General features: G+C 69.4%; 13 protein-coding genes. 12 read left to right on the top strand and 1 reads right to left on the bottom strand.

Annotated features, from left to right (window positions below; all coding sequences use genetic code 11):
* Nucleotides 1-147: 147 nt before the first annotated feature.
* Complete coding sequence (gene clpX / locus ABD374_RS23115) at nucleotides 148-1,440, top strand: ATP-dependent Clp protease ATP-binding subunit ClpX (RefSeq protein ID WP_344497508.1); 1,293 nt, start codon at nucleotides 148-150, stop codon at nucleotides 1,438-1,440.
* An 83-nt stretch (nucleotides 1,441-1,523) separates the two neighbouring features.
* Here the strand turns inward: clpX and ABD374_RS23110 are convergent, their stop codons facing one another.
* A complete protein-coding gene (locus ABD374_RS23110; protein ID WP_344497507.1) occupies nucleotides 1,524-2,492 on the bottom strand; it encodes a hypothetical protein in 969 nt (322 codons plus the stop codon).
* 136 nt (nucleotides 2,493-2,628) lie between these two features.
* Here ABD374_RS23110 and ABD374_RS23105 point away from each other — a divergent pair, with 136 nt between their 5' ends.
* The 11 genes from ABD374_RS23105 (at nucleotide 2,629) to ABD374_RS23055 (ending at nucleotide 17,944) form a co-directional block, all read left to right on the top strand.
* The gene (locus ABD374_RS23105) at nucleotides 2,629-5,253 is read left to right on the top strand and encodes a valine--tRNA ligase (protein WP_344497506.1); all 2,625 of its coding nucleotides are present in this window, start codon (nucleotides 2,629-2,631) and stop codon (nucleotides 5,251-5,253) included.
* 137 nt (nucleotides 5,254-5,390) lie between these two features.
* A complete protein-coding gene (gene folC / locus ABD374_RS23100; protein ID WP_344497505.1) occupies nucleotides 5,391-6,944 on the top strand; it encodes a bifunctional tetrahydrofolate synthase/dihydrofolate synthase in 1,554 nt (517 codons plus the stop codon).
* 5 nt (nucleotides 6,945-6,949) lie between these two features.
* Nucleotides 6,950-7,333: a DUF4233 domain-containing protein gene (locus ABD374_RS23095; protein ID WP_344497504.1), complete on the top strand. Its 384-nt coding sequence runs from the start codon at nucleotides 6,950-6,952 to the stop codon at nucleotides 7,331-7,333.
* 87 nt (nucleotides 7,334-7,420) lie between these two features.
* Complete coding sequence (gene ndk / locus ABD374_RS23090) at nucleotides 7,421-7,834, top strand: nucleoside-diphosphate kinase (protein ID WP_093800864.1); 414 nt, start codon at nucleotides 7,421-7,423, stop codon at nucleotides 7,832-7,834.
* A 289-nt stretch (nucleotides 7,835-8,123) separates the two neighbouring features.
* The gene (locus ABD374_RS23085; RefSeq protein ID WP_093800865.1) at nucleotides 8,124-9,143 is read left to right on the top strand and encodes a rod shape-determining protein; all 1,020 of its coding nucleotides are present in this window, start codon (nucleotides 8,124-8,126) and stop codon (nucleotides 9,141-9,143) included.
* Nucleotides 9,144-9,244: 101 nt separating this feature from the next.
* Entirely contained in the window at nucleotides 9,245-10,198 is a 954-nt protein-coding gene (gene mreC, locus ABD374_RS23080) for a rod shape-determining protein MreC (RefSeq protein ID WP_344497503.1), read from the top strand.
* 12 nt (nucleotides 10,199-10,210) lie between these two features.
* Nucleotides 10,211-10,882, top strand: coding sequence for a rod shape-determining protein MreD (gene mreD / locus ABD374_RS23075; RefSeq protein WP_344497502.1), 672 nt, complete (start codon nucleotides 10,211-10,213; stop codon nucleotides 10,880-10,882).
* A gap of 58 nt (nucleotides 10,883-10,940) precedes the next feature.
* Nucleotides 10,941-13,106 (top strand): penicillin-binding protein 2, encoded by a 2,166-nt coding sequence (mrdA, locus tag ABD374_RS23070; protein WP_344497501.1) that lies wholly within the window; start codon nucleotides 10,941-10,943, stop codon nucleotides 13,104-13,106.
* Entirely contained in the window at nucleotides 13,106-14,305 is a 1,200-nt protein-coding gene (gene rodA / locus ABD374_RS23065) for a rod shape-determining protein RodA (protein ID WP_344497500.1), read from the top strand. Before mrdA ends, rodA begins: the two co-directional genes overlap by 1 nt.
* A gap of 38 nt (nucleotides 14,306-14,343) precedes the next feature.
* Complete coding sequence (locus ABD374_RS23060) at nucleotides 14,344-15,966, top strand: CYTH and CHAD domain-containing protein (protein WP_344497499.1); 1,623 nt, start codon at nucleotides 14,344-14,346, stop codon at nucleotides 15,964-15,966.
* A 52-nt stretch (nucleotides 15,967-16,018) separates the two neighbouring features.
* Nucleotides 16,019-17,944, top strand: a complete 1,926-nt coding sequence (locus ABD374_RS23055) for a TIGR03960 family B12-binding radical SAM protein (RefSeq protein WP_344497498.1) — start codon at nucleotides 16,019-16,021, stop codon at nucleotides 17,942-17,944.
* Nucleotides 17,945-17,954: the final 10 nt, after the last annotated feature.

The following is a 17,954-nucleotide window of genomic DNA, read 5'->3' as shown; positions in this document are numbered from 1 at the left end:
ACGCGGTAACCCGCCCCTTGGCGCAGTACACGTCAATGTGAACCGTGCCAAGGGGGGCCCGAACCGGGGGCCAGGCAAGGTACCGTCGAATATGAGGCACCAGGAGTCGCTGAACGTGGCGTCTCCCAGGCGAAGGGGAAGCACCTCGTGGCACGCATCGGTGATGGCGGCGACCTGCTCAAGTGCTCGTTCTGCGGCAAGAGCCAGAAGCAGGTGAAGAAGCTCATCGCAGGTCCCGGTGTGTACATCTGCGACGAGTGCATCGACCTCTGCAACGAGATCATCGAGGAGGAGCTCGCAGAGACCTCCGAGGTGCGGTGGGAGGAACTCCCCAAGCCGCGGGAGATCTACGAGTTCCTCGAGGGCTACGTGGTCGGCCAGGAGCCGGCCAAGAAGGCCCTCTCGGTGGCGGTCTACAACCACTACAAGCGCGTCCAGGCCGGCGAGAACGGCGGCGGCGCGGGCCGCGACGACGCGATCGAACTGGCGAAGTCCAACATCCTCCTGCTGGGCCCCACGGGCTCGGGCAAGACGCTGCTGGCCCAGACGCTGGCGCGCATGCTCAACGTCCCGTTCGCCATCGCGGACGCGACGGCGCTGACGGAGGCCGGGTACGTCGGCGAGGACGTCGAGAACATCCTCCTGAAGCTGATTCAGGCGGCCGACTACGACGTCAAGAAGGCCGAGACCGGGATCATCTACATCGACGAGATCGACAAGGTGGCCCGCAAGAGCGAGAACCCGTCGATCACGCGCGACGTGTCGGGCGAGGGCGTCCAGCAGGCGCTCCTGAAGATCCTCGAAGGCACGACGGCCTCGGTCCCGCCGCAGGGCGGCCGCAAGCACCCGCACCAGGAGTTCATCCAGATCGACACGACGAACGTGCTCTTCATCGTGGGCGGCGCCTTCGCCGGTCTGGAGAAGATCATCGAGTCGCGGGCGGGCGCGAAGGGCATCGGCTTCGGCGCGACGATCCGCTCCAAGCGGGAGATCGAGGCGAGCGACCAGTTCCAGGAGGTCATGCCGGAGGACCTGGTGAAGTTCGGGATGATCCCCGAGTTCATCGGCCGTCTCCCCGTCCTGACCTCGGTCCACAACCTGGACCGCGAGGCGCTGCTGCAGATCCTCATCGAGCCGCGCAACGCACTGGTGAAGCAGTACGAGCGGCTCTTCGAACTCGACGGCGTGGAGCTGGAGTTCGAGCGCGAGGCGCTGGAGGCGATCGCGGACCAGGCGATCCTCCGCCAGACGGGCGCGCGCGGCTTGCGCGCCATCATGGAGGAGGTCCTGATGTCGGTGATGTACGAGGTCCCGTCCCGCAAGGACGTGGCACGCGTCGTCATCACGGCGGACGTGGTCCACAGCAACGTCAACCCGACGCTGGTCCCGCGCGAGCCGCGCATCATCAAGCACGACGGCCGCCACGAGAAGTCCGCGTAGCGGTTCGGTACGTACGACGAAGGGGCGCCCGGCCAGTCGACTGGCCGGGCGCCCCTTTCGCTTGCGTGTCCGTATCTACCGCGTCACTTGATCTCGACGCGGATGTCGTCGCGGAGCCTGGCGGCGTTGGCCGCGGCGGTCTCCAGCGGCTGGCTCTTGCCGGTCAGCATGGCGCCGGCGTCGGTCTGCACGACGTACACGACCGTGCTGTGGTCGCCCCATACGCACAACGGCATCTTCATGGCGCCCGGCATGCCCTCCGCGCCCGCCCCGGCCTCACCCATCTTGAACTCGGCTTCCTGGCACTTCATGATGCCGTTCTCGAAGCCGTCCGGTGTGAACTCCTGGGGGCTGCCGATGAGCTTCAGGCTCCCGTCGGCCGAGTCCTCCTCGGACTTCTTCCTCATCTCGGCGAACATGGCGTCGACGACCTTGCCCGGGTCGTCGACCTCGCCGTAGACACCGGTGAAGTTGATGCCCTTCTGGGTCATGGCTTCGCCGGACGTGTACTGGCCGTTGGCGTCCTTGGCGTTGGCGACGCCGTCTCCCTCGAGCTCCTTGATGTCGCTGGCGCTCATGCCGTCACCGCTGGGCGCGGACGACTTCTTGTACTCGCCGCCGAGCACCGTCGCCGGCGTCGTCAGTTCGTACTTCTTGCCGTCGTCGGCGACCGAGCTGCCGCCGCCCGACGTCAGGAAGTACAGGCCGCCGCCGATCACGGCCAGTGCCACGACCACCGCGCCCACGATCAGGCCGGTCTTCTTCTTCGGCGCGCCCGGCGGCGGGACCATGCCGCCGGGGTACTGCGGCTGCTGGCCGTAGGGGCCCGGGTGCTGGGGCTGGCCGTACGGGGGCTGCTGTCCGTACGGCGGCTGCTGACCCTGCTGGGGGTAGCCGTAGCCCTGCGGCGGCGGGGCCTGCTGGGGGTAGCCGTAGCCGGGCTGGCCCTGCGGGGGCTGCTGTCCGTACGGGTTCGGCTGGCCTTGCGGCGGCTGCTGGCCGTAAGGACCGGGCTGCTGCCCGCCGTACGGGCCCGGCTGGTTGTAACTCATGGACTGGGTTCCCCTCCAGATGCTTGTGCGTTGCGGACATCCTGACGGAACCACCGGCGTCCCGGGGCGGCGGGGGGCGCACCGTTACCAAGAATCCGGTTTCGGTACGGGGCTGTGACGCCCGTAAACTGGGCCCGTGACCGAGAACTCTCAGCAGCAGCCAGCAGCCCCCGCCCCCGAACTGCCGACCCAGTACGCGCCGGCCGAGGTAGAGGGGAAGCTGTACGAGCGCTGGGTGGAACGCGGTTACTTCGAAGCGGACGAGAAGAGCGGCAAAGAGCCGTACACCGTCGTCATCCCGCCGCCCAACGTCACGGGATCGCTCCACCTCGGCCACGCCTTCGAGCACACGCTGATCGACGCCCTCACCCGCCGCAAGCGCATGCAGGGGTACGAGACCCTCTGGCAGCCCGGCATGGACCACGCCGGCATCGCCACCCAGAACGTCGTCGAGCGCGAGCTCGCCAAGGAGGGCAAGTCCCGCCACGACCTGGGGCGCGAGGCGTTCGTCGAGCGCGTCTGGCAGTGGAAGGCCGAGTCCGGCGGGCAGATCTCCGGCCAGATGAAGCGCCTCGGTGACGGTGTCGCCTGGTCGCGCGAGCGCTTCACCATGGACGAGGGCCTGTCCAGGGCCGTCCAGACGATCTTCAAGAAGCTGTACGACGACGAGCTGATCTACCGCGCCGAGCGCATCATCAACTGGTGCCCCCGCTGTCTGACGGCCATCTCCGACATCGAGGTCGAGTACCAGGAGGACGACGGCGAGCTCGTCTCCATCCGGTACGGCTCCGGGGACGCCGAGATCGTCGTCGCGACGACCCGCGCCGAGACGATGCTCGGTGACACCGCCGTCGCCGTCCACCCCGACGACGAGCGGTACGCGCACCTCGTCGGCACCGAGATCGAGCTGCCGCTCACCGGCCGCCGCATCCCGGTCGTCGCCGACGAGCACGTCGACCCCGAGTTCGGCACGGGCGCCGTCAAGGTGACGCCCGCGCACGACCCGAACGACTTCGAGATCGGCCAGCGCCACGGCCTGCCCAACCTGGCCGTGATGGACGAGCGGGCGGTCATCACCGCCCACGGTCCCTTCCAGGGCCTCGACCGCCTGGAGGCGCGCAGCGCCATCGTCGCCGCCCTGCGCGCCGAGGGCCGGATCGTCGCCGAGAAGCGTCCGTACGTCCACTCCGTCGGGCACTGCTCGCGCTGCAAGACGACCATCGAGCCGCGCCTGTCCCTCCAGTGGTGGGTCAAGGTCGGCCCGCTGGCCAAGGAGGCCGGCGACGCGGTCCGCGACGGCCGGGTCAAGATCCACCCCAAGGAGATGGAGCCCCGCTACTTCGGCTGGGTCGACAACCTCCACGACTGGTGCATCTCGCGCCAGCTGTGGTGGGGCCACCGGATCCCGGTCTGGTACGGCCCGAACGGCGAGGTCGTCTGCGTCGGACCCGACGACGAGGCGCCCAGCGGCGAGGGCTGGCACCAGGACACGGACGTCCTGGACACCTGGTTCTCCTCCGGCCTGTGGCCGTTCTCCACGCTCGGCTGGCCCGAACGGACCCCGAGCGTCGAGAAGTTCTATCCGAACTCGGTCCTGGTCACCGGCTACGACATCCTCTTCTTCTGGGTCGCCCGGATGATGATGTTCGGCATGTACGCGATGGACGGCGTCCCGCCGTTCCACACCATCGCCCTGCACGGCATGGTCCGCGACCAGTTCGGCAAGAAGATGTCGAAGTCCTTCGGCAACGCGGTCAACCCGCTGGACTGGATGGACGAGTACGGCTCCGACGCGGTCCGCTTCACCCTCGCGCGCGGCGCCAACCCGGGCGTCGACGTGCCGATCGGCGAGGACTGGGTCCAGGGCTCCCGCAACTTCGCCAACAAGATCTGGAACGCCACCCGCTTCGCGCTGATGAACGGCGCGACGGTCGAGGGCGAACTGCCGCCCGCCGAGCAGATGTCGGCGACCGACCGGTGGATCCTGTCGCGGCTGAACGCCACGGTGGCCGAGGTCGACGCGTACTACGAGGACTACCAGTTCGCGAAGCTCTCGGACTCGCTGTTCCACTTCGCGTGGGACGAGGTCTTCGACTGGTACGTCGAGCTGTCCAAGACCACCTTCTTCGCGGGCGGCGAGCCCGCCAAGGTCTCCGCACGCGTCCTGGGCGAGGTCCTCGACGTGATGCTGCGCCTCCTCCACCCGGTCGTCCCCTTCGTCACCGAGACGCTGTGGACCACGCTCACCGGCAAGGAGTCGCTCGTCATCGCGGACTGGCCCAAGGACTCGGCCTTCCGCGACGCGGAGGCCGAGCAGGAGATCGGACTCGTCCAGCAGGTCGTCACCGAGGTCCGCCGGTTCCGCTCCGACCAGGGCCTGCAGTCCGGCCAGAAGGTCCCTGCCCGGCTGACCCTGGACGGTACGGCGCTCGCGCCGCACGAGGCGGCCATCCGCCAGGTGCTGCGCCTCCAGCCGGCCGGCGAGGGCTTCCACGCGACCGCGTCCCTGCCGGTCGCGGGCGCCCGGGTCGAGCTCGACCTGTCGGGCACGATCGACGTCGAGGCGGAGCGCAAGCGCCTGGCGAAGGACCTGGCGGCGGCGGAGAAGGAGAAGGCCCAGGCGCACGGCAAGCTCGGCAACGAGGCGTTCCTGGCCAAGGCCCCGGACAACGTGGTCGACAAGATCCGCGGGCGGCTCGCCAAGGCCGATGCGGACATCGAGCGGATCACCGCCCAGCTCGCGGCGCTGCCGCAGAAGTAGGACGCGCGTACGACGGTACGACGCGGAGGGGCCCCCGCTGCCGCGCGCGGGGGCCCCTCGGCATGTCGTGCGCGGTGCGCGGAAGGTCCCGGCGGTCCTGGCGAGGCGCTGTCGGCGGTGCTCCGTAGACTGGACCCGTGAGCCAGCTCCCCCCGCACGATGACAGCGACGCATCCGACGCCTTCGAAGAGATCGTCGAGGCCGAGACCGGCCTCCCCCGAGCTCCCGACTCCGCTCGAGCAGGGGGCGCCCCCACCCCCGACCTGGCGGTGATCGAGGCAGGCAGCCGCACCCTGCGCACCCAAGGGGTCCCGCAGCAGGAGGACGAAGCCGTCCGCCGCCCGCAGGACCCGGAGGTGGACAAGGCGCTGCGCGTGATCGAGCAGGAGCTCCTGGGCCGCTGGCCGGAGACCAGGCTCGACCCGTCGCTGGTCCGCATGGCGGCGCTGATGGACGTCCTGGGCGAGCCCCAGCGCGCGTACCCCTCGGTCCACATCACCGGCACCAACGGCAAGACCAGCACCGCCCGCATGATCGAGGCGCTGTTCGGCGCCTTCGAGCTGCGCACCGGGCGGTACACCAGCCCGCACGTGCAGTCGATCACCGAGCGCATCAGCCTGGACGGCGCCCCGATCGCCCCCGAGCGCTTCATCGAGACGTACAAGGACATCCAGCCGTACGTCGGGATGACCGACTCCATGCAGGAGCACCGCCTGTCGTTCTTCGAGACGCTGACGGGCATGGCGTACGCCGCGTTCGCCGACGCGCCCGTCGACGTGGCGGTCGTCGAGGTCGGCATGGGCGGCAGCTGGGACGCGACGAACGTGATCGACGCGTCCGTCGCCGTCGTCACGCCGATCGACCTGGACCACACGGACCGGCTCGGCGCCACGCCCGGCGAGATCGCCGTCGAGAAGTCCGGGATCATCAAGCAGGGCGCCACGGTCGTCCTGGCGCAGCAGCCGGTCGACGCGGCCCAGGTCCTGCTGAAGAAGGCGGTCGAGGTCGACGCGACGGTCGCCCGCGAGGGCATGGAGTTCGGCGTCGTCTCCCGCGAGGTCGCGGTCGGCGGCCAGCTGGTCACCCTGCGCGGGCTCGGCGGCGAGTACGAGGAGATCTTCCTGCCGCTGCACGGCGCGCACCAGGCGCACAACGCGGCGGTGGCCCTGGCGGCCGTCGAGGCGTTCTTCGGCATCGGCGCGGAGCAGGCGCGCACGCTCGACATGGACACCGTCCGCAAGGCCTTCGCCTCGGTCACCTCGCCGGGCCGCCTGGAGGTCGTCCGCCGCAGCCCCACCGTCGTCCTGGACGCGGCGCACAATCCGGCGGGCGCGCGGGCGGCGGCGGCGGCCGTCGGTGAGGCGTTCAGCTTCAGCCGCCTGATCGGGGTCGTCGGCGCGAGCGGCGACAAGGACGTGAAGGGCATGCTCGAAGCCTTCGAGCCGGTCTTCGCGGAGGTCGTCGTCACCCGTAACTCCACGCCCCGCGCGATGGACGTCGACGAGCTCGCCGCGATCGCCGTCGAGGTCTTCGGCGACGACCGCGTCCAGGTCGAGCCGCGCCTCGACGACGCGCTGGAGGCTGCCGTCACCCTCGCCGAGGAAGAGGGCGAGTTCTCGGGCGGTGGCGTCCTGGTGACCGGTTCCGTGATCACGGTCGGCGAGGCCCGGCTGCTCCTGGGGAGGGGCTGACTCCTGTGCGTACGCTCTGTGCATCCACTCTGATCAGTGAGTTCTTCGTGGTGGCCTTCGCCGGCCTGGTCGCGATGAAGTCCGACGACCTGTCGATGACCGCGGTCTGGACGGTCTGCGGCATCGCGATGCTGCTGTCCGTACTGCTCTGCGGCATGATCGATAGGCCAGGTGGGCTACAGCTCGGCTGGGCGCTCCAGGTTGGGCTGATCGTCAGTGGTTTCGTGGTCCCGGTGATGTTCTTCCTGGGCGCGGTCTTCGCGGGCCTGTGGTGGGCCTCGATCCACTACGGCCGCAAGATCGACGAAGCGAAGGCCCGCTGGGCGGCGCAGGCAGAGGCGGAAGCGGGGACGGAGCCCCGGACGGAGGCACAGGCGCGGGCGCAGTAGGCCCGCTGCCCGTGCCGGGTGCTGGGCCTGCGGCGTGTCCTTGTAGCCTCTGGGCATCGCATCCGCTATGCCCGCAAGGAGCCGTACATGACTCAGCGCACTCTCGTCCTTCTCAAGCCCGACGCGGTCAGGCGCGGGCTGATCGGCGAGGTCGTCGGCCGCATCGAGCGCAAGGCGAACTGGACCATCACCGCGCTGGAGATGCGCAGCCTCGACCACGAGACGCTGGAGCAGCACTACGGCGAGCACAAGGGCCGGCCGTTCTACGAGCCGCTGGTGGAGTTCATGTCTTCCGGTCCGGTCGTCGCGCTCGTCGTCGAGGGCGAGCGCGTCATCGAGGGTGTACGCCAGTTGGCGGGTCCCACTGACCCGATCGCCGCAGCGCCCGGCTCCATTCGTGGAGATTTCGGGACCATTGTGCGGGAGAATCTCATCCACGCCTCGGACTCCGAGGAGTCCGCCGAGCGGGAGCTGAAGCTTTTCTTCCCCGGTATTTCCTGACAGGGCGTCAGCCATATAGAGGTCATGGCCTGGGGCGACCGAAGTAATTCGGTCGTCCTTCGGCATATGCGTGGAGAAGGCGGGAACGCATCCCCCCGACACGGCGTCACCATTACTGGGACGGGTTCGTGTTCCGCTCACAATGGCGAAGGACCCTCGCGCCGTGTCCGCGCAGGCGGCACTACGATGGAAGTCTCCACTCCTGCAGCACCCACTTCGCCGACCTTGAAAGCCAACCGCTTCACTTGGGAAGGCCCGACGCATCCTCATGGGGAACAAGGGGAACTCAATGTCGTTCATCGGCCGTGACATGGCTGTCGACCTCGGGACCGCCAACACGCTGGTGTACGTCAGGGGCAAAGGCATCGTGCTCAACGAGCCCTCCGTCGTCGCCATCAACACCAACACCGGCGGCATCCTCGCCGTCGGTTCCGAGGCCAAGAAGATGATCGGCCGGACGCCGGGCAACATCGTTGCCGTCCGGCCGCTGAAGGACGGCGTCATCGCCGACTTCGAGATCACCGAGCGGATGCTCCGCTACTTCATCCTCAAGATCCACAAGCGCCGCTACCTGGCCCGTCCCCGGGTCGTCGTCTGCGTGCCCTCCGGCATCACCGGAGTCGAGCGCCGCGCCGTCATCGAGGCGTCCACCCAGGCCGGCGCCCGCCAGGTGCACATCATCGAGGAGCCCATGGCCGCCGCCATCGGCTCGGGCCTGCCCGTCCACGAGGCCACCGGCAACATGGTCGTGGACATCGGCGGCGGCACCACCGAGGTCGCCGTCATCTCGCTCGGAGGAATCGTCACGGCACAGTCGATCCGGGTCGCGGGCGACGAGCTGGACAGCTCGATCATCCAGCACATCAAGAAGGAGTACTCCCTCCTGCTCGGCGAGCGCACCGCCGAACAGATCAAGATCACGATCGGCTCGGCGTTCGACCTCGAAAAGGACGAGCACACCGAGATCCGCGGCCGCGACCTCGTCTCCGGTCTGCCCAAGACCGTGGTCATCTCCGCCGCCGAGGTCCGCAAGGCCATCGAGGAGCCGGTCAACGCCATCGTCGACGCCGTGAAGACGACGCTCGACAAGTGCCCGCCCGAGCTCTCCGGCGACGTCATGGACCGCGGCATCGTCCTCACCGGCGGCGGCGCCCTGCTGCGCGGCCTCGACGAGCGCCTGCGCCGCGAGACCGGCATGCCGATCCACATCGCCGAGGACCCGCTCGACTCCGTCGCGCTCGGGGCGGGCAAGTGCGTCGAGGAGTTCGAGGCGCTCCAGCAGGTACTGGACGCCCAGCCCCGCCGATGAGCCGTCTCAACGAATCCGCCGTACGAGGCCTGCCGTCTCGTGCGGCGGATCGTTGATATACAGACACGAGAATTCCGACGAGGAAGGCACGGCCGCCGCACGTGAGGGACACACGAGAGAGCCGGCTGCTCCTGGTGCTGCTGATCGCCATCGCATTCGCTCTGATTACGGTGGACATCCGCGGCGGCGAGGAGTCGCCGGTCGACGGCGCCAGGCGGGCCGCCGCCACCGTCTTCGGACCGGTGGAGAACGGGGTCGCCACCGCGGTCGATCCGATCGGCAACGCCATCGGGGCCGTCCGGGATTCCGGTGAGCGGCACGACCGCCTCGCCGTCCTCGAGCGCGAGAACGCCGCGCTCAAGCAGAAACTCGGCAGCGACGACCGCAACCGCAACCGCGCACGCGCACTCGACAAGATGCTCAAGACGGCCGGCGCCGGTCAGTACGGCATCAAGGGCGCCGAAGTCATCGCGATAGGAGCGGCCCAGGGGTTCTCCTGGACCATCACCATCGACGTCGGCAGCAATGACGGCATCCAGCGCGACATGACCGTGCTCAACGGCGACGGACTCGTCGGCCGCGTCACCACCGTCGGCCCGGACGCCGCGACCGTACTGCTGGCCAACGACCCCGACTTCACCGTCGGCACCCGCCTGGAGAAGACCGACGAACTCGGCTTCGCCAACGGCCAGGGCGACCGCCCGCTGCGCGTGCAGATGCTCAACGGCAAGGCGAAGGTGAAGGCGGGCGACCGTCTCGTGACCTTCGGCTCGCAGGCCGACAAGCCGTTCGTACCGGGCGTCCCGGTCGGGCGGGTCACCCGTGTCGACCCGTCCGGCGGCGACCTCACCCGCACCGTCTACGTCCGCCCGTACGTCGGCTTCACCAAGCTCGACATCGTCGGCGTCGTCGTCGAGGCCCCGCGCAAGGACCCGCGCGACATGGTCCTGCCTCCCAAGCCCGCCGGACCCAAGCCCACCCCCACGGTGACCGTCACGGTCACCCCCTCGGCGCCCCCCGCCGACGGCCCCGTTCCCGCCGACGGCACCCCGTAGGAGCTGAACCCCATGCGCTTCAACCGGATGCTGCTCTCCACCGCCCTGGTGGTCGTCGCCCTGGTCGTCCAGGTCAGCGTTCTCGCCAGGCTCCAACTCCCCGGCGCCGTACCGGACCTGATGCTCCTCACCGTGCTGGGGTTCGCCTTCGTGTACGGCAGCACCAGCGGCGCCCTCATCGGTTTCGGCGCGGGCCTCCTCGCCGACCTCGCCCCGCCCGCCGACCACGCCGCGGGCCGCTACGCGCTCGTCCTGTGCGTCATCGGCTACCTCGCCGGTCTCGCCAAGCCGGAGAACGGCCAGCTCAGGTCCGCGACGGCCCCGATGCTCGCGGTCGTCGTCGCCGCCGTCGGCTCCACCCTCCTGTACGCCGGGGTGGGCGCCCTGGTCGGCGACACCGCCGCCCGCCACGTGGGCCTCGTGAACCTGCTGTTCACCTCCGCGCTCTACGACCTGCTGCTCGCCCCCTTCGTCGTACCGGTCGTCATGTGGCTGGCCAGACGCGCCGAGAACGATCCGCTCGCCGACAGCCAGAGCGGCAGCAACGGCGCCGACGTGTCCACCGGCTGGCTCGCCTCCGGCACCGGCCTGCGCATCGGCGACCAGCGCGGGGGACTGAGGGTCAAGGCCGCACGCTCGCGGGCGGCAAGGGCCGGACGCATCAAGGGGGTCAAGCGCCTGTGACCGCCCGCTCCGAGGACTTCGGCTCCGAGGACTTCGACTTCGAGGAGGGGACCGCCGCATGAGCAACATTCCCGAGACCGGGCGGACCCCCAGGGTCCGGGTCCGGCTCGTCGTCATCCAGGTCCTCGTCCTCTCCCTCCTGCTCACCCTCGGCGGCCGCCTCTGGTACCTCCAGATCCGCAACGGCGACGAGTACACCGCCGAAGCCGCCGGCAACGGGGTCCAGCAGGTCGTCCAGCCCGCCGTCCGCGGCTCGATCCTCGACGCCCGCGGTGTGCCGCTCGCCGACAACGAGACCCGCCTCGTCGTCTCCGCCAACCGCACCGACCTGATGAAGATGAAGGACGACGGCAAGGCCGTACTGGCCCGCCTCGCCGACGTACTCGGCATGACGTCCAAGGAAGTCGCCGACAAGGTCAGGCTCTGCGACTCCGAGACCCCCCAGCCCTGCTGGAACGGCTCGCCCTACCAGCCGATCCCCGTCACCGACGAGGCCACCACCAAGCAGGCCCTCCAGATCCGCGAGCGCGCCGAGGACTTCCCCGGCATCACGGCGGAGCCCGCCGCCGTACGCCGCTACCCCGCCCCGGGCAAGGCCAGGACCGCCCAGGTGCTCGGCTACCTCTCGCCCGTCACCGACGAGGAGATCGAGAAGGCCAAGGACGGCCCGTCGCCGTACCTGCGCTCCGACATGGTCGGCCGCTCCGGACTGGAGCGTACGTACGACAAGGAACTGCGCGGCAAGGCGGGCGTCACCCGCTACGAGGTCGACAACCTCGGCCGCGTCATGGGCGAGGCGGAGAACGACCCGACGGTGCCCGGCTCCAACGTCGTCACCTCCATCGACGCCCGGGTCCAGTCCGTCGCCGAGTACGAGCTCCACCAGGCGATGAAAACCGTCCGCAAGGAGACCGACAAGATCACCGGCCGCCCGTACGAGGCCGACGCGGGCGCCGTCGTCGTCATGGAGTCCAAGACCGGCCGCGTCGTCGCGATGGCCTCCCAGCCCGACTACGACCCCAACGCCTGGATCGGCGGCATCTCCGGCAAGGAGTACGCCCGGCTCACCGACAAGAACTCCAACTACCCGCTGCTCAACCGGGCCATCCAGGGCCAGGCACCCGCCGGCTCCGTCTTCAAGGTGGTGTCGGCGAGCGCGGCCGTGCGGGCCGGTCACCCCTTCGACGACCTCTACAACTGCAGCAGCTCCTACAGCATGGGCAACCGGAGCTTCGCGAACTTCGAGTCCAAGGGGCACGGCCCCATCACCCTCGGCGACGCACTCAAGTACTCCTGCAACACCGTCTTCTACCGTCTCGGCCACGAGGAGTGGCAGCGCGACGGCGGCATCAAGCCGAAGAAGGGCGCCGACGACTGGTTCTACCGGACCGCCCATGACTTCGGATTCGGCTCCGAGACCGGCATCGACCTGCCGAACGAGGTCAAGGGCCGCATCCCCGACCGCCAGTGGAAGCAGGCCTTCTGGAAAGCCAACAAGGACGCCTGGTGCAAGCAGGGCAAGAAGGGCGGCAGCTACGTCGAGCAGATCGCCTACGAGAGCTGCCTCGAAGGCAACCAGCTGAAGGCCTTCGACAGCATCAACTTCGCCATCGGCCAGGGTGACGTCCTCATCACCCCCATCCAGCTGGCCACCGCCTACGCCGCCATCAGCAACGGCGGCACCCTCTACAACCCCACCCTCGGCAAGGCCGTGATCAGCCCCGACGGCAAGAAGATCGAGGAGATCGAGCCCCAGGCCCACGGCAAGCTGCCGGTCGACGCCGAAACCGTCCGAGACCTCGACAAGGGCCTGCGCTCCGTCGTCGAGCCCGGCGGCACCGCCGCCTGGCGGTTCGGCGGCTGGCCGCAGGACAAGATCCCGATGCGGGCCAAGACCGGCACCGCCCAGGTCTACGGCAAGCAGACCACCTCGTGGTTCGCGACCTACACCGACGACTACACGATCGTCATGACGATCTCCCAGGGCGGTACGGGCTCCGGCGCCTCCGGCCCCGCCGTGCGCAACATCTACGACGCCCTCTACGGCGTCAGTGACGACGGCGACATCGACCCGAAGAAGGCCCTGCTGCCCAAGCCGCAGAAGGAGCTTCCGAAGGTCGGTGCGGACGGCACCATCAACGCCCCGGACATCAGGCCGTACGTGCCCGAGAAGCCCAAGGACCCGGCGGCGGACCAGCAGATCGCGATCGGCAGGAGGGACTGATGGCCGCCCCGCACGGTTTCTCCGTCCAGCGGTACGCCCCCGAGCGCGGCACCCTCGCCAAGCTCACCGCCCGCGACTCCGTGCTGCGCCGGCTCGACTGGCCGCTGCTCTGGGCGTCGCTCGCGCTGTCCGTCATCGGCGCGCTGCTCGTCTGGTCCGCGACCCGTACCCGCGACCAGCTCAACCAGGGCGACCCGGAGTACTTCCTCTGGCGCCACGTCCTCAACACCGGCATCGGCATCGTCCTGATGATCGGCACGATCTGGCTGGGACACCGCACCCTGCGCGGCGCGGTCCCCGTCCTCTACGGACTGTCCGTCGTGCTGGTGCTCGCCGTACTCACCCCGCTCGGCGCGACCGTCAACGGCGCGCACGCGTGGATCGTGCTCGGCGGCGGCTTCTCCCTCCAGCCGTCCGAGTTCACCAAGATCACGATAATCCTGGTCATGGCCATGCTGCTCGCCGCCCGCGTCGACGCGGGCGACCAGGAGCACCCCGACCACATCACCGTCGTCAAGGCGCTGTGCCTGGCCGTCGTACCGATCGTCGTCATCATGCTGATGCCCGACCTCGGCTCGGTCATGGTCATAGCGGTGATCATCCTCGGTGTGCTGCTCACCTCGGGGGCCTCCAACCGCTGGGTCTTCGGCCTGATCGGGACGGGTGCCGCCGGAGCCGTCGTCGTCTGGCAGATCGGTCTGCTCGACGAGTACCAGATCAACCGCTTCGCCGCGTTCGCCAACCCCGAACTCGACCCGGCGGGCGTCGGCTACAACACCAACCAGGCACGCATCGCGATCGGCTCCGGCGGCCTCACCGGCACCGGCCTCTTCAAGGGCAGCCAGACCACGGGACAGTTCGTACCCGAGCAGCAGACCGACTTCGTCTTCACGGTGGCGGGCGAAGAGCTCGGCTTCCTGGGGGCGGGCCTGATCCTGCTCCTCCTCGGCGTGGTGCTCTGGCGCGCCTGCCGCATCGCACACGAGACGACCGAGCTGTACGGCACGATCGTCGCCGGCGGCATCATCGCCTGGTTCGCCTTCCAGTCCTTCGAGAACATCGGCATGACGCTCGGCATCATGCCGGTGGCGGGGCTGCCGCTGCCGTTCGTCTCGTACGGCGGATCGTCGATGTTCGCGGTCTGGGTCGCGATCGGACTGCTCCAGTCGATCAGAGTGCAGCGGCCCATAACGGCATAACAGCTGCCAGGAAGCCCTTTCGCGTCTACATTCGATTCATGGCGGACACCAAGCGCGAGACCGAGCGGAAGTACGAAGCCACCGGCGAGACCCGGCTGCCCGACCTGACCGAGGCGGCCGGTGTCTCGGCCGTGGAGGACAGAGGCGTCATGGAACTCGACGCCGTCTACTACGACACGGACGACCTGAGGCTCGCCGCCGACTCCGTCACCCTGCGCCGCCGCACCGGCGGCGACGACGCCGGCTGGCACCTCAAACTGCCGGTCTCCCCGGGCGTGCGCGACGAGATCCGCGCCCCGCTGGCCGCGACCGTCCCGGACTCGCTGGCGGCGCTGGTCCGCTCCCGGACCCGCGGCGACCTGCTCACCCCCCTCATGCGGCTCCGCTCCTCGCGCGACGTCCGCCACCTCGTCGGCGCGCGGGGCGAACTGCTCGCCGAGGTGAGCGTCGACTCGGTCACCGCCGAACGGGTCGGAGCGCACGGCACCACGGCGCACTGGACGGAGATCGAGGTCGAACTCGCCGACGGCGGAGACCCGGCCTTCCTCGACGCCGTCGAGAAGAGGCTCCGCGCGGCCGGCCTGCGCCCCGCCGCGTGGGCGTCCAAACTGGCCAGGGGGCTGGCGGACACGCAGCCGTCACGGCCGCGGAAGGAACCGAAGAGGCCGAAGAAAGCGGAGAAGGCGAAGAAGGCGGAGAAGGCGAAGAAGGCGGAGAAGACCAAGCAGTCGAACAAGGCCGGGAAGGCGGAGAAGGCCAATCAGTCCGTCTCCGCCCCCACCGCGGGCGACCACGTCCTGACGTACCTCCGGCAGCAGTACGACGTGCTCGTCGCCCACGACCCGGCGGTCCGGCGCGACCTGCCCGACGCCGTGCATCAGATGCGCGTCGCCACCCGCCGCCTGCGCAGTACCTTCCGCACCTACCGCAAGGTCCTGGACCGGACGGCCACCGACCCGATCGCCGGAGAGCTCAAGTGGCTGGCGCGGGAGCTCGGCGCGGACCGCGACCAGGAGGTCCTCGACCAGCGCCTCCGGAGCCGCATCGCCGCTCTTCCCCAGCCACTCGTCCTCGGCCCGGCCGAAGCCCGCCTGCGCATCTGGTCCGTGCCCCGCCACCACGCCTCCCGCCACGAGGTCATCGCCGTACTCGACAGCGAGCGGTACCTGGACCTCCTCACCGCCCTGCACGCCCTGCTGGCCGATCCGCCCCTGCTCCCCGCCGCGTCCCGGCCGGCCGCGAAGGTCCTCTCCAAGGCGGTCCGCAAGGACCACGCCCGCCTCGCCGCCCTCATGGAGCGCGCACTGGCCCTCCCGCCCGGCGAGGACCGCGACCTGGCCCTGCACAACGCCCGCAAGGCGGCCAAACGCACCCGCTACGCCGCTGACACCGCCGCGCCCGCCCTGGGCAAGCCCGCCGAACGCTTGGCGAAGCGCGTGAAGGCGGCCCAGTCCCTCCTCGGTGACCACCAGGACAGCGTCGTGGCCCGCGGCGCCCTGCGCGAGCTGGCGGTCCAGGCCCACGCGGCGGGGGAGACGGCCTTCACATGGGGACTGCTGTACGGCCGGGAGGAGGCGGCCGCGCAGGCACGGGAGCGGGAGCTGCCGCAGGTGTGGGCGAAGGCTTCCAGGCCGAAACTGCGGGCGGCTCCGGGCCGCTGAGGGCCGGGGTACGCTTGACAGTCGTCCCCCAGCCAGCTCAGGAAAGTTCTCGATGTCTGTCGATTCGGTCTTCCCACAGCTCGAAGCTCTGCTCCCGCATGTGCAGAAGCCCATCCAGTACGTCGGCGGTGAGCTCAACTCCACCGTCAAGCCGTGGGACTCCTGCGATGTCCGCTGGGCACTCATGTACCCGGACGCGTACGAGGTGGGCCTGCCCAACCAGGGCGTCATGATCCTCTACGAGGTACTGAACGAGCGCGAGGGGGTTCTTGCCGAACGCACCTACAGCGTGTGGCCGGACCTCGAAGCGCTCATGCGTGAGCACGGTGTGCCGCAGTTCACGGTGGACGCGCACCGCCCCGTCAAGGCGTTCGACGTCTTCGGGCTGAGCTTCTCCACCGAGCTCGGCTACACCAACATGCTCACCGCCCTGGACCTGGCGGGCATTCCGTTGGAGTCCAGGGACCGCGCCCTCGACGACCCGATCGTCCTCGCGGGCGGGCACGCCGCCTTCAACCCCGAGCCGATCGCGGACTTCATCGACTGCGCGGTGATCGGCGACGGCGAGCAGGCCGTCCTGGAGATCACCGAGATCATCCGCGCCTGGAAGGCCGAGGGCCGGCCCGGCGGGCGTGACGAGGTGCTGCTGCGGCTGAGCAGGACCGGCGGCGTGTACGTCCCGCGCTTCTACGACGTCGAGTACCTGCCCGACGGCCGTATCGCCCGCGTCGTCCCCAACCGCTCCGGCGTGCCGTGGCGCGTGTCCAAGCACACCGTCATGGACCTCGACGAGTGGCCGTACCCCAAGCAGCCCCTCGTACCCCTCGCCGAGACCGTCCACGAGCGGATGTCCGTCGAGATCTTCCGCGGTTGCACCCGCGGCTGCCGTTTCTGCCAGGCCGGCATGATCACGCGCCCCGTGCGGGAGCGAAGCATCACCGGCATCGGCGACATGGTGGAGAAGGGTCTCAAGGCGACCGGTTTCGAAGAGGTGGGCCTGCTCTCCCTCTCCTCCGCGGACCACACCGAGATCGCGGACGTCGCCAAGGGCCTCGCCGACCGGTACGAGGAGGACAAGATCGGCCTGTCGCTGCCCTCGACCCGTGTGGACGCGTTCAACATCGACCTCGCCAACGAGCTGACCAGGAACGGCCGCCGGTCCGGCCTGACCTTCGCTCCCGAGGGCGGTTCGGAGCGCATCCGCAAGGTCATCAACAAGATGGTCTCCGAGGAAGACCTGATCCGGACGGTCTCGACGGCGTACGGCAACGGCTGGCGCCAGGTGAAGCTGTACTTCATGTGCGGCCTGCCCACCGAGACCGACGAGGACGTCCTCCAGATCGGCGACATGGCCGTCAAGGTCATTGCCGAGGGCCGCAAGGTCTCCGGCCAGAACGACATCCGCTGCACCGTCTCCATCGGCGGCTTCGTGCCCAAGCCGCACACCCCCTTCCAGTGGGCGCCGCAGCTCTCCGCCGAGGAGACGGACGCCCGCCTGGAGAAGCTGCGCGACAAGATCCGCGGCGACAAGAAGTACGGCCGTTCCATCGGCTTCCGCTACCACGACGGCAAGCCCGGCATCGTCGAGGGCCTCCTCTCGCGCGGCGACCGGCGCATCGGCTCCGTCATCCGGGCCGTCTACGAGGGCGGCGGCCGCTTCGACGGCTGGCGCGAGTACTTCAGTTACGACCGCTGGATGGACGCCGCGGCGAGGACGCTGCCCGACTTCGGCGTGGACGTCGACTGGTACACGACGCGTGAGCGCACGTACGAGGAGGTCCTGCCCTGGGACCACCTGGACTCCGGTCTCGACAAGGACTGGCTCTGGGAGGACTGGCAGGACTCGCTCGACGAGACCGAGGTCGAGGACTGCCGCTGGACCCCGTGCTTCGACTGCGGCGTCTGCCCGCAGATGGACACGGCCATCCAAATCGGCCCTACCGGTAAGAAGCTGCTCCCGCTGACGGTCGTCAAGTAACCGAGTGAAC

The organism is Streptomyces enissocaesilis, assembly GCF_039533765.1.
GTDB lineage: Bacteria > Actinomycetota > Actinomycetes > Streptomycetales > Streptomycetaceae > Streptomyces > Streptomyces enissocaesilis.
The sequence above is the reverse complement of the archived record's forward strand: the minus strand, read 5'-3'. Positions and strand labels throughout refer to the sequence as shown.

What these genes read in the sequence shown, in the direction of transcription:
- mreD (WP_344497502.1), top strand. Translation starts at nt 10,211, where the DNA reads ATGCGCTTCAACCGGATGCTGCTCTCCACCGCCCTGGTGGTCGTCGCC.
- rodA (WP_344497500.1), top strand. Translation starts at nt 13,106, where the DNA reads ATGGCCGCCCCGCACGGTTTCTCCGTCCAGCGGTACGCCCCCGAGCGC.
- ndk (WP_093800864.1), top strand. Translation starts at nt 7,421, where the DNA reads ATGACTCAGCGCACTCTCGTCCTTCTCAAGCCCGACGCGGTCAGGCGC.
- ABD374_RS23060 (WP_344497499.1), top strand. Translation starts at nt 14,344, where the DNA reads ATGGCGGACACCAAGCGCGAGACCGAGCGGAAGTACGAAGCCACCGGC.
- ABD374_RS23085 (WP_093800865.1), top strand. Translation starts at nt 8,124, where the DNA reads ATGTCGTTCATCGGCCGTGACATGGCTGTCGACCTCGGGACCGCCAAC.
- ABD374_RS23055 (WP_344497498.1), top strand. Translation starts at nt 16,019, where the DNA reads ATGTCTGTCGATTCGGTCTTCCCACAGCTCGAAGCTCTGCTCCCGCAT.
- mrdA (WP_344497501.1), top strand. Translation starts at nt 10,941, where the DNA reads ATGAGCAACATTCCCGAGACCGGGCGGACCCCCAGGGTCCGGGTCCGG.
- ABD374_RS23110 (WP_344497507.1), bottom strand. Translation starts at nt 2,492, where the DNA reads ATGAGTTACAACCAGCCGGGCCCGTACGGCGGGCAGCAGCCCGGTCCT.